Annotated in this window: 10 protein-coding genes; 5 read left to right on the top strand and 5 right to left on the bottom strand. The window is 72.7% G+C overall.

Features of this window, described 5'->3' with window-relative positions; translation table 11 throughout:
- On the bottom strand, positions 1 to 1223 hold a 1223-nt coding region (locus ACFW2Y_RS30575), incomplete at its 3' end, for an MFS transporter (protein WP_384885593.1).
- A gap of 59 nt (positions 1224 to 1282) precedes the next feature.
- Between ACFW2Y_RS30575 and ACFW2Y_RS30570 the strand changes: the two genes are divergently transcribed.
- Complete coding sequence (locus ACFW2Y_RS30570) at positions 1283 to 2257, top strand: ArsR family transcriptional regulator (protein ID WP_384885591.1); 975 nt, start codon at positions 1283 to 1285, stop codon at positions 2255 to 2257.
- A gap of 59 nt (positions 2258 to 2316) precedes the next feature.
- On the opposite strand, the gene gcl is transcribed toward ACFW2Y_RS30570, so the two are convergent.
- Positions 2317 to 4104 (bottom strand): glyoxylate carboligase, encoded by a 1788-nt coding sequence (gene gcl / locus ACFW2Y_RS30565; protein WP_384885589.1) that lies wholly within the window; start codon positions 4102 to 4104, stop codon positions 2317 to 2319.
- 231 nt (positions 4105 to 4335) lie between these two features.
- Between gcl and ACFW2Y_RS30560 the strand changes: the two genes are divergently transcribed.
- The 3 genes from ACFW2Y_RS30560 (at position 4336) to ACFW2Y_RS30550 (ending at position 6859) form a co-directional block, all read left to right on the top strand.
- The gene (locus ACFW2Y_RS30560; protein ID WP_384885587.1) at positions 4336 to 5382 is read left to right on the top strand and encodes a hypothetical protein; all 1047 of its coding nucleotides are present in this window, start codon (positions 4336 to 4338) and stop codon (positions 5380 to 5382) included.
- Between the two features lie 99 nt (positions 5383 to 5481).
- Positions 5482 to 6324 (top strand): TIGR04222 domain-containing membrane protein, encoded by an 843-nt coding sequence (locus ACFW2Y_RS30555; RefSeq protein WP_384885585.1) that lies wholly within the window; start codon positions 5482 to 5484, stop codon positions 6322 to 6324.
- A gap of 19 nt (positions 6325 to 6343) precedes the next feature.
- Positions 6344 to 6859 carry a GNAT family N-acetyltransferase gene (locus ACFW2Y_RS30550; protein ID WP_384885583.1) on the top strand — a complete coding sequence of 172 codons (516 nt, stop codon included), beginning with the start codon at positions 6344 to 6346 and terminating at the stop codon, positions 6857 to 6859.
- A gap of 34 nt (positions 6860 to 6893) precedes the next feature.
- Here the strand turns inward: ACFW2Y_RS30550 and ACFW2Y_RS30545 are convergent, their stop codons facing one another.
- Together ACFW2Y_RS30545 and ACFW2Y_RS30540 are read right to left on the bottom strand one after the other, a co-directional pair.
- Positions 6894 to 8489, bottom strand: coding sequence for an AMP-binding protein (locus tag ACFW2Y_RS30545; protein ID WP_384885581.1), 1596 nt, complete (start codon positions 8487 to 8489; stop codon positions 6894 to 6896).
- Positions 8486 to 10171 carry an AMP-binding protein gene (locus tag ACFW2Y_RS30540; RefSeq protein ID WP_384885579.1) on the bottom strand — a complete coding sequence of 562 codons (1686 nt, stop codon included), beginning with the start codon at positions 10169 to 10171 and terminating at the stop codon, positions 8486 to 8488. Before ACFW2Y_RS30540 ends, ACFW2Y_RS30545 begins: the two co-directional genes overlap by 4 nt.
- 91 nt (positions 10172 to 10262) lie before the next feature.
- Between ACFW2Y_RS30540 and ACFW2Y_RS30535 the strand changes: the two genes are divergently transcribed.
- Complete coding sequence (locus ACFW2Y_RS30535; RefSeq protein ID WP_384885577.1) at positions 10263 to 11078, top strand: response regulator transcription factor; 816 nt, start codon at positions 10263 to 10265, stop codon at positions 11076 to 11078.
- A gap of 84 nt (positions 11079 to 11162) precedes the next feature.
- On the opposite strand, the gene ACFW2Y_RS30530 is transcribed toward ACFW2Y_RS30535, so the two are convergent.
- Positions 11163 to 11684 (bottom strand): peptidoglycan-binding domain-containing protein (locus tag ACFW2Y_RS30530; protein ID WP_384885575.1); only part of this gene is annotated, 522 nt, incomplete at its 5' end.

Here is an 11684-nt window from a genome sequence, read left to right as displayed (position 1 = left end):
GTCCCTGGTTCCGCGCCCTTCTCCGTCGGGGCCGCAGAAGCGGAGGACCGCTTCCCCCGCCGCGGGGGCCGTCGGCCCTCCGCCCGTGCGAGCAGGAACGTCACGACGAGCGAGGCGACCGCGAGGAGCGCCATCGCCGCGCGCGGCGACGCACACTGGGCGACCGTCCCGGCCAGGGCCGCGCCCACCCCCTGGAGCCCGAGCATCCCGGCCGAGTGCAGCCCGAGGGCGTGACCGCTCGACTCCTCCGGCACCAGGGTCAGCAGGTGCTCCTGGTGCAGCAGACTCGCCCCGTACCCGACCGCCGACACCGTCACGAGGACGAGTGCCAGGGGAAGCCCCGGACCGAGGGCGAACGGCAAGAGCGGAGCCGCGAGCAGGGCCTGGAGCGGAAACCGGATCCGGCCCCCCAGCCCCGGCGGGACGCAGCGCCCGACGACCGCGTCCCCCACCACCATCCCGAGCGCCCCGCAGGCGAAGAGCGGTCCGGCGTGCTCGGGGTCGTACGGCACGAACTGCGACTCGCAGCCGACGACCAGGCCGTTCGGCACCCAGAGCGCGAGGTAGTCGCGGCGGACGGCGGGAACCGCCCAGAGTCGTCCGTTGGTGCGCAGCGTCTCGGCGACCGACGGCCGTCCGGTGGAGCGGGGCGGGCGCGCGGCAAGGCCGAAGCGTGCGAGCAGGGCGGCGACCAGGTGGAGCGCCGCGCCCGCGAGGACCGTGCCGTGGGGCGAGAACAGGGCGACGAGCAGGCCGCCGACGGCGAAGCCCCCGATCTGGCAGACGCCCGTGGCGGCGTTCAGCACGGAGCGGCCGAGGAGGTACTCCCCGTGGGGGAGGACCTCGCGCAGCAGGCCGTAACCCACCCCGCCGCCCGGCGACGCCACGAGCCCCTGGACCGACAGGACCACGAAGACCGTCCAGGTCGGCAGGGTCGGGACCGCCAGGACGGCGGCGAACAGGGCGTAGCAGAGGGCGATGCCGAAGAGCGCGGCGCGCGGCGGTAGGCGGTCGGCGGCGGAGAGCAGGGTGGTGGCGCCGAGGAGTTGGACGAGGGAGGGGCCGAAGAGGGCCAGGGCGGAGAGCAGCGGGGAGCCCGTCGCACGGTAGACGAGCGTGGCGAGGCCCAGCCCGACGACGGTCTGGGCGGCTGCTTGGGCCGTGCCGGTGAGGAAGAGCGGGGCGAACTCGGGGGTGCGGAAGAGCGCGCGGTAGCGGGACATGGAGCGGAGTCTCGAAGGACGCCACGGGCCGGCGGTACTCTTTCGTGGGGAGGCGAAACATGGGCTGGTGGCACATCGGCACGGACGCCCTGGCGGGAAGCGGTTTCGTGCTCTCGCCGCTCGCCGAGACGGTCGCCTCGCTCAAGACCCTGCACGCGGGTGCGGCGACGCACCCCGGCGAACGGGGCTGGCTCGGGCGCCATCTGCCCGCCTACCGGGAGCGACTCGCGACCGACCCCCTCGACGGACTGTTGGTGCGGGCTGCGATCGGCCCCACCTGGAACGCGGACTTCCTGACGCCGACGCCCCGGGGTGACCGGGAGCAGGACTTCGAGGAGGAGGTCAAGGCGGTCCGTGCAACCGAACCGGGAGCTGCCGTGGAACAGTTGGCGGTGGCGATCGGAGGGCCGGTGCCGGAGCCGTTGCGCTCGACGACCGACCTGCCGGAGCGGCTCACGGGCGTGCTCGACTGGGTGTGGCGGGAAACGGTGCGACCCGAATGGGCGCGCCGGCGAAGGGTTCTGGAGGCCGACGTCACGGCACGGACGGCGCTTCTGGGTCGGGGCGGCTGGGCGGCGGCGCTCGACGCGCTGTCCCCGGGGCGGACCCGCTGGCTGGGCGATGGACGGCTCCAGGTCAACGCCCGCGACTATCCGCCGCGTTCGATCGACAGGGGGCGGCTGCTGTTCGTGCCCGTGACGCCGGCCACCGGATGGGTGTCCTGGGAGGGGTCGGAGCGGTACGCCCTCGTCTACCCCTGTGCCGGAGTGCTGGCGGACGCGGGGGACCCGGCGGTGCCGCAGGCCCTGGGCGCCCTGCTCGGGAGGGCCCGGGCCGGGGTGCTCGTACGGCTTGGATCCCCGCTGTCCACCAGCCAGTTGGTGGCGCTCACCGGGCAGGGGCTCGGCTCGGTGGGGCGCCACCTGAAGGTGTTGCGGGAGGCCGGGCTCGTACGGCGGGGCCGGTCGGGACGCTCGGTCCTGTACACGTGGACGGAGGCGGGCGCGGCGCTCGTGGCGGCGCAGGAGCGGTGAGCGGGGCGGCCCCCGTCCCGGTGCTCCTCGGGACGGGGGCCGTGCTCCTTCGGGGGTGGTCAGACCTTGAGGGCCTTGATCGCGGTGGGCGCGTGGCCGGGCTCGGTGGCCAGGTCCTCGAACTCGGTGACGTCGCTCATGTCGACGGTCTTGCTCATGGCGATGTTGGTGATGCGCTCCAGGATGGCCTCGACGACGACCGGGACCTGGAACTCGACGGCCAGCTTCTTGGCCTCCTCCAACGCCTCGCCGAGCTTCTCCGGGTCCTCGACGCGGATCGCCTTGACGCCCAGGCCTTCGGCGACCTTGACGTGGTCCACGCCGTAGACGCCGATCTCCGGGGTGTTGATGTTCTCGAACTCGAGGTTGACCTCGAAGTTGATGCCGAGGCCGCCCTGTGCCTGACGGATCAGTCCCAGGTAGGCGTTGTTGACCAGGACGTGGACGTAGGGGACCTTGTGCTGGGCGGCGACCGCCAGCTCCTCGATCATGAACTGGAAGTCGTAGTCGCCGGAGAGGGCGACGACCGGGGTCTCCGGGTCGGCGGTGGCGGCGCCGATGGCGGCCGGGATGGTCCAGCCGAGCGGGCCGGCCTGGCCGCAGTTGATCCAGTGCCGCGGCTTGTAGACGTGCAGGAACTGCGCGGCGGCGATCTGGGAGAGGCCGATGGTGGTGACGTAGCGGGTCTCCGGACCGAAGGCCTTGTTCATCTCCTCGTAGACGCGCTGCGGCTTCATCGGGATGGCGTCGAAGTGCGTCCGGCGCTGGAGGGTGGCCTTGCGCTCCTGGGCGGAGGCGGCCCAGGCGGAGAAGTCCGGCAGCTCGCCGGCGGCCTTCCGCTCCTTGGCGAGCTCGATGAAGAGCTCCAGGGCGGCCTTGGCGTCGGAGGCGATGCCGTAGTCGGGGGCGAAGATCCTGCCGAGCTGGGTGGGCTCGATGTCGACGTGGACGAACTTCCGCCCCTTGGTGTACGCCTCCAGGTTGTAGCCCGTGTGGCGGTTGGCCCAGCGGTTGCCGATGCCGAGGACGAAGTCCGACTCCAGGAAGGTCGCGTTGCCGTAGCGGTGCGCGGTCTGGACGCCGACCATGCCGGCGGCGAGCTCGTGGTCGTCCGGGATGGTGCCCCAGCCCATGAGGGTGGAGATGACCGGGACGTTGGTCAGCTCGGCGAACTCGACGAGCAGGGCGGAGGCGTCGGCGTTGATGATGCCGCCGCCGGCGACGATCAGCGGACGCTCGGACTCCAGCAGGAACTGCAACGCCTTCGCCGCCTGCGCACGGGTGGCCTGCGGCTTGTAGACCGGCAGCGGCTCGTAGGTCTCCGGGTCGAACTCGATCTCGGTCAGCTGGACGTCGATCGGCAGGTCGATGAGGACCGGGCCGGGGCGGCCGGAGCGCATCAGGTGGAAGGCCTGCTGGAAGACGCCGGGGACCTGCGCGGCCTCCAGGACGGTGGTGGCGGCCTTGGTGACCGGCTTGGCGATGGTGGCGATGTCGACGGCCTGGAAGTCCTCCTTGTGGAGCTTCGAGACCGGGGCCTGGCCGGTGATGCAGAGGATCGGGATGGAGTCCGCGATGGCCGAGTACAGGCCGGTGATCATGTCGGTGCCGGCGGGGCCGGAGGTGCCGATGCAGACGCCGATGTTGCCGGCCTTGGCCCGGGTGTAGCCCTCGGCCATGTGGGACGCGCCCTCGACGTGACGGGCGAGCGTGTGGCTGACGCCGCCCACGTTCTTGAGCTCGCGGTAGAAGGGGTTGATCGCCGCGCCGGGGACGCCGAACGCCTGGGTGACGCCTTCGCGCTTGAGGATCTCAACGGCCGCTGCGGCGGCGGTCATACGAGGCATGGGAGTGCTCCTGCTTCGGCCGGGCGGATCCAGGCGGGGCCTCCTCTCGGAAGACCTTCCCGCCTGTTTCCGTAATGCGGAAATGCTGTTCTGCTATACGGAAGCAATGTAGGTCGGGCTGCGAAGGGGCGTCAAGAGAAGTCCGACCGTCGGGATCACGGAAGTGGCCGAACACCCTCCCCCGGAACGCCGATGGGTGGACGATGGGGGCAGAACGACAGGGGGTCGACTGTGGGCGATGCGGTACCGGTGCACTGTCCGGAATGCCTGCGCACGCAGGTGTACGCGGCACCCGTCTTCCCCTGCGCGTGTGGAAGCCCGGTCTCGGCACCGGTCGCACCGGGCGCGGTGGCGGAGCGGATCACCCACCGGAACTGGACGGACGAATGGGTCACCGTCCGCTGCGCGGCCTGCGGTCGCGAGAACGACTGGCCCCAGCCGGAACTGGGCTGCCCGTGCGGAACGGTCCTCCGGGTGCCGGTCCGCCCCGTGCGGCCGCGGCCCGCGGCGACGGAGCGGGACGGAGCTGCACCCCGGGGCGGGGGAAGCACCGACGCGACCGCCCCAGCCGGCGGCAGGACCGCCGCCTCGGACAGCGGGGCCGGCGGCGCGGCCGGAACAGGCGGTCCGGCCGACGAGGGCGTCTTCCCCGTGGGCGGTCCGGCCGACGGCGGCGCCTTTCCCGTGGGCGGTCCGGTCCGGGCCACCGGGACCGGATCCCCGTGGTTCGACCCCGGCCCCAAGGACACGACGGGGCAGCACGACGGCGGAGGCGGCCCCGGAAACCCGGCGGGACGGAGCGGGGCCGGAAACGGACCGGCACGGCCCCCGACCTTCGCCGAGCGGTACCCCACGGACTTCACGCTGCCGGCCGCCGCCCCGCACCCCGCCCGACCGCGCGGGCCCTTCGAGCCGGTGACGATCCGGACCTCGCGGGACGCGGTCGCAGCAGTGGCCGAGTACCTTCGCTGGCTCGGCTTCCGCGATGTCGTCCAGCCGGAAGAACGACCCGCGTCCGGTGTGGACCTACGGGCCCCCGGACTGGTCGCCCAGGTCGACGCGAGCACCCGCCCCACCGGGCTGCGGGCCGTCGAATGCCTCTGGTTGAACGGTCTGACCAGCGTCGCGGCAAGCGCCTTCTTCTCCCTCGCCGGCTACACCCCGGAGGCCCGCGCACGGGCCTCCGAGATCGGCCTGCCGCTCTTCGCCCTCGACTTGACCGGCACCCCGCAACCGGTCAACGGCCCCGCAACGGAACTGGCGGCGGGCCCGGCCTGATGCGGCAGCCCCCCGCACAACTCCTCGGCATCCGAAATCGGCCATTCACGCGTGACGATCATGCTCCGCCGGGCACAACCCCCTCGGGGGGTGGGCGTCATGCCGACGGGAACGTGGTGGTGCATCGGGGCGGCCTGGATCGAACTGCTGCTCGCCGCCCTCCTCCTGCTGCCCCGAGGAGCCCGCAGAGGAACCCGCAGCCGAGACGGCGGAACGGCGGTCCCGGGCGGGGTGCCGGGTCCGCAGGCCCTCGCGCTGCTGCGGGGCGGGCGCCGGGCCGCCGTCACCGTGGCGCTGGTGGCCCTGCACCAGCAGGGCGCCGTCGCCGCGGGCCGTAAACATACGATTCGGGCCAATGGCGGGGCCGGACGCACCCACGATCCGGTCCAACTGGGCGTCCACGGGGCGCTCCGCCGAGCCCTGGCACTGCGGACCCTCACCCTGCGTCCCGAAGCGCGACGGGCCGTGGAAGCACTGCGCCACGAGCTGTGCGGGGCAGGCCTGTTGCGATCGTTGACGGAGCTGTGGGCCGCCCGGGTCCTGCTCGGGTGCGTCCCGCTGGCGGCGACGGCGGGAGCGCTCGCGGCGGGGACCTCCTGGGCGCACCGGGCCGCGGCCCTCGCGGTCGGACTGCCACCGGTCCTCGCGGCAGCGGTGCTGTTGCCGCTGCGGGCCACGACCCGCGCGGCGCGGCGGCTCCTCGCGGGGCTGCGGGAGCAGTACCCCCTCCCGAGCGACCGGGGCGAGGTGACGGACGGGAGGCTCGTGCAGTTGTACGTGGCGCTGTACGGCGATCCGGCCCTGGCCCTGTTCCTGCCCCGCTTCTCGCATGCCGGCGGGCTGCTCGACCGCCCGCCCGAGCGGGACCGCGGCTCCCGACGGCAGGATCGGAACCGGCCGCGTCCGGCCCCCGGTCGGGGGACGGGCGACGCGGCGCGCTGAAGCCGCGCCATACTGGCGTATGCGCATCAGAGCGGCCGTTCCGGCCGAACTCCCGTTGCTCCAGGACATCGAGCGGGCCGCCGGCGAGCCGTTCCGTTCCCTCGGCATGGCGGCCGTCGCCGACGACGACCCGCTGCCCCTGGACGTCCTGGAGTCCTACCGCCGGGCGGGCCGGGCCTGGGTGGCGGTCGACTCCGCCGACCGTCCGGTCGCGTACCTGCTCACCGACACGGTCGACGGCGCCGCCCACATCGAGCAGGTGTCGGTGCACCCGGACTCGGCCCGCCGGGGCGTCGGCCGGGCGCTGATCGAGCACCTGGCCGACGCCGCCGGGCACCAGGGCCTGAAGGCGCTGACGCTCACCACGTTCGCCGAGGTGCCGTGGAACGCCCCGTACTACGCACGGCTGGGGTTCCGCCCGCTCGCCGACACCGACCCGGCGCTCACCGAGGGCTTGCGGGCCATCAGCCGTGCGGAGGCCGCCCACGGCCTCTCGGCCTGGCCCCGGGTCTGCATGCGTCGGGAGGTCGGATGACGGAGCCCCGCCGCCGGGGCTCCGGTGCCGCGCCCTAGGAGCCGTACCGCTCCCGCAGCTCCACCTTCCGCACCTTGCCGCTGACCGTCATCGGGAACTCGGCGAGGACCTCCACCCTGCGCGGGATCTTGTAGTGGGCGAGTCGGTCCCGGCAGAAGGCGGTGACTTCCTCGGCGGTCGGCGGGTCCGCGGGGTTGCGGGGGATCACACAGGCCAGGATCTCCTCGCCGTACCGCTCGTCGGGAACGCCGACGACCTGGACGTCCGCGATCTTGGGGTGTCCGTAGAGGAACTCCTCGATCTCGCGCGGGTACACGTTCTCCCCGCCCCGGATGATCATGTCCTTGATGCGGCCGACGATCTGCACGTAACCGTCCTCGCGCATCACCGCCAGGTCGCCGGTGTGCATCCAGCGCCCCGGGTCGATGGCCTCGGCGGTCTTGGCCGGTTCGTCCCAGTAGCCGAGCATCACGCTGTAGCCGCGGGTGCACAGCTCCCCCGCCACACCGCGCTCGACGGTCAGTCCGGTCGCTGGGTCGACCACCTTCACCTCGATGTGCGGCATGACCCGGCCGACCGTGCCGGTGCGGCGCTCCAGGTCGTCGTCACGGCGGGTCTGGGTGGAGACGGGCGAGGTCTCGGTCATGCCGTAGCAGATCGACACCTCCGCCATGTTCATCTCGGCGACGACCCGCTTCATCACCTCGACCGGGCACGGCGAACCCGCCATGATCCCGGTGCGGAGGGTGGAGAGGTCGTACGCGGCGAAGTCCGGCAGGTCGAGCTCGGCGATGAACATCGTCGGCACCCCGTACAAGGAGGTGCAGCGCTCCTCCTGGACCGCACGGAGGGTGGCGGCCGGGTCGAAGGACGGCGCCGGGATCACCATGCAGGCCCCGTGCGAGGTGGCCGCGAGGTTCCCCATGACCATGCCGAAGCAGTGGTAGAAGGGGACCGGGATGCAGACGCGGTCCTGCTCGTCGTAGGCGATCATCTCGCCCACGAAGTAGCCGTTGTTGAGGATGTTGTGGTGGGAGAGCGTGGCTCCCTTCGGGAAGCCCGTCGTCCCCGAGGTGTACTGGATGTTGACGGGCTCGTCGCAGGACAGCGGCGCGGGGCGCAGCTCGCCGGGCGTGCGGGCGAGGAGCCCGTCCCAGCTGGGGTCGTCGAAGTAGACGACCTCCCGCAGCTCCGGGCACGCGTCGCGGACCTGGTCGACCATGGCACGGTAATCGCTGGTCTTGTGGGCGAGGGTGGCGAAGAGCAGCGAGATCCCGGCCTGCTTGAGGACGTAGGCCAGCTCGTGCGCGCGGTAGGCGGGGTTGATGTTGACCATGACGGCACCGATGCGGGCGGTGGCGTACTGCACGAGGACCCATTCCGCGCAGTTCACCGCCCAGATGCCGACCCGGTCGCCCTTGCGGACCCCGCTGCCGAGCAGGGAGCCGGCCAAGCGGTCGACGTCCGCGCCGAACTGCGCGTACGTCCAGCGCCGTCCGGTGGGAACGTCGACCAGGGCCTCCCGGTCGGGCCAGGCCGCGACGGCCCGGTCCAGGTTGTCGCCGATGGTGTCGCCGAGGAGCGGCGTGTCCGAAACGCCGTGCGTGTAGGAGGGTTCCGGCCCGCTCATCCGAGGTCCCCCTCCGCGTATTCCTTGCCGCCGCCCTCGGCCGTGAGCCGGCGGAGTTCGACGCGCCGGATCTTCCCCGAGACGGTCTTCGGCAGATCGGCGAACTCGATGCGCCGGACCCGCTTGTACGGGGCGAGGACCGCGCGCGAGTGGGCGAACAGCGCCCGGGCGGTCTCCTCTCCCGGTTCCCAGCCCGCGGCGAGGACGACGTACGCCTTGGGGACGGCCAACCGCAGCGGATCGGGAGCGGGTACGACCGCGGCCTCCGCGACGGCCTCGTGCTCCAGCAGGGCGCTCTCCAACTCGAAGGGGCTGATCTTGTAGTCGGAGGCCTTGAAGACGTCGTCGGCCCGTCCGATGTACGTGATGTAGCCGTCCGCGTCCCGGGAACCGATGTCACCGGTGCGGTAGTAGCCGTCGGCCATCGCCTCCGCCGTGCGCTCCGGGTCCCCGTGGTAGCCGGCCATCAGGCCCACCGGGTTCGCGGAGAGGTCGAGGCAGATCTCCCCCTCCTCGACGTCCGGTGCGCCGCTCACCGGATCGACCAGGGTGACCCGGAAGCCGGGGCTGGGACGCCCCATGGAGCCCTCCTTGAGCCGTTGGCCGGGGCTGTTGGACACCTGGACGGCGGTCTCGGTCTGCCCGAAGCCGTCCCGGATCGTGACGCCCCAGGCGCGTCGCACCGACTCGATGACCTCGGGATTGAGGGGCTCGCCCGCGGCGACGACCTCGCGCGGCGGGGTCTTCAGCTGCCCCAGATCGGCCTGGATCAGCATCCGCCACACGGTCGGCGGGGCGCAGAAGCTGGTCACCCCGTTCCGCTGCATCTCGTCCATGAGCCGGACCGGATCGAAACGGGCGTAGTTGTGGATGAAGACGGTGGCCTCCGCGTTCCACGGCGCGAAGAGGTTCGACCAGGCGTGCTTCGCCCAGCCCGGCGAGGAGATGTTGAGGTGCACGTCGCCGGGCTTGAGGCCGATCCAGTACATCGTCGAGAGGTGACCGACGGGGTACGAGGTGTGGGTGTGCTCGACCAGTTTGGGCCGTGCGGTCGTGCCGGAGGTGAAGTACAGCATCAAGGTGTCGTCGGCGAGGGTGACGCCGTCCGGCTCGAACTCCGGGGACCGTTCGGCTGCGGCCTCGTACCCCAGCCAGCCCGTGCCACCGCCGCCGACCGCGATCCTGGTGTACTCCCCGGGCACGTCGTCGAACTTGGCGGTGTCCTCCGCCCGCACGATCACGTGCCGGGCTCGGCCCCGGTCGACGCGGTCCCGCAGGTCGGCGGGGCCGAGCAGCGGAGTGGCGGGGATGAGGACGGCCCGCAGCTTCATCGCGGCGAGCACGGTCTCCCACAGTTCGACCTGGTTGCCGAGCATCAGGACGATCCTGTCACCGGCACGGACGCCCTGCTCCCGGAGCCAGTTCGCGACGCGGTTCGAGCGGGCGGACATCTCCGCGAAGCTCACCCGCGTCTCGGAGCCGTCCTCTTCGACGATGTGCAGGGCGGTGCGGTCGTTGTCCCGCGCGATGACGTCGAACCATTCGAGCGCCCAGTTGAAGCGGTCGGGCCGGGGCCATGCGAAGCCGGCCCGGGCCGTCTCGTAGTCCTCGCGATGCCGCAACAGGAAGTCCCGGGCGGCCCGGAACCCCTCCGTCGCGCTGCTCGCGCTCGTCGGCGTCATGCTGTCCTCCTCATTGCGGGACCGGTCCCGGACATCGTGTAATCAGTGACCCGGGTCTCACTACCCCCGTTCGGGGGTGAAGGAGTGATCAGTGCCGGAGATGACGGAAACGGCGGAACTGCGCACGGCCCTGTTGCGGCTGAGGCGCACCAGTGGGCTGCCCGTCGTCTTCGGCGGACTGCTCCAGGACGGGCGCACCCTGCGGATCGCCGAACTGAACGGGGCCGTGACGCCGGCACTGCGCGGACTGGCGATCTCGGCCGGCTCCGGCCTCGGCGGGAAGTGCCTGGCGCTGTCCCGGCCGTGCGCGGTCAACGACTACCGCGCGTCCCGGCACATCACCCACGAGTACGACGTCCCGGTATCGGCGGAGGGCCTGCGCGCGGTGATCGCCGTCCCCGTCGTCGTGCGGCGCAAGGTGCGCGGAGTGCTCTACGGGGCGCTGCGCGATTCCCTCCCGATCGGTGAGCGCGTCTTCGACGCGGCGGTGGCGGCGGCCCGTGACGTCGAACAGGCCCTCGCGGTGCAGGACGAGGTGCAACGGCTGCTCGTACCGCCTGCCCCCGGCCCGTCGTGGGAGGAGGTCCGCCAGGCGTACGGGGAACTGCGCGAACTGGCCCCGAGGGTCGTCGATCCGGGGCTCCGGGAGCGTCTCCTCGCCGTCTGCGGGAGACTCCAATCGGCCTCCGGCGGCACCCCCGCCGCCCTCGGCGTCTCCCTGACCCCGCGCGAGACGGACGTCCTCGCGGCCGTTGCCACGGGCGCGACGAACGCGAGGGCGGCCGAGCGCCTCGGCCTCCGTCCGGAGACCGTGAAGGGCTACCTCCGCTCGGCCATGCGCAAGCTGGGCGCACGCACCCGCACGGAGGCGGTGGCGACGGCCAGGAGGGCCGGGGCCCTGCCGTGAGGCCCGGGGCCCGCATCGTGATCGGGAACGTGCGGGGCACGTCCCCGTGACGCGGGAGGCGGAACGTGCGGCCACGGCCCCGGGTCAAGGGGAGACGACGTCGGGAACCTCGCGCCGGAGCGCTGCCCTGGTCGCCCGGCCGTAGAAGCCCGGCGGATCGGCCGTGATGCCGCGGCTCCGCTGGTAGGCGGTGACCGATTCGGTCAGCCGCTGGTTGTAGGTGCCGTTGACGCGCCCCTCGTACAAGCCGAGCCAGCGGAGTCGGTACTGCAGGTCGGCGACCTCGGGGCCGCTGGCACCACAGCACAGGCCGGTGGGTGCCCGTGGGGGTCCGGGGGCCTCCGGCTCCCCTCCGGTGGACGGACACGGTGCCCCGGGGAGACGGGGAGCGGTGCACGGGCCGGAGCCCCGGCCGGAAGGCGCGGGCTCCGGGGCCGTGGCGGAGGGGAGCAGCGTGGAACGGAGGCGCCCCGGGGGCGGGGTCGGGGCCGATGCGGCACCTGCGGTGCCGGTGGTCCCGCCCCCGGCGGCCCGGCTCGGGGCGCCACCGGCCACCGGTGTCACGGTCGGTGCCGGAGTCGACGGGGTGGCGGGAGGCGAAGCGGT

Source organism: Streptomyces sp. NPDC058877 (assembly GCF_042742855.1).
Lineage (GTDB): Bacteria > Actinomycetota > Actinomycetes > Streptomycetales > Streptomycetaceae > Streptomyces.
Note: the sequence above shows the minus strand (reverse complement) of the source record. Positions and strands in the feature narration are given on the sequence as shown.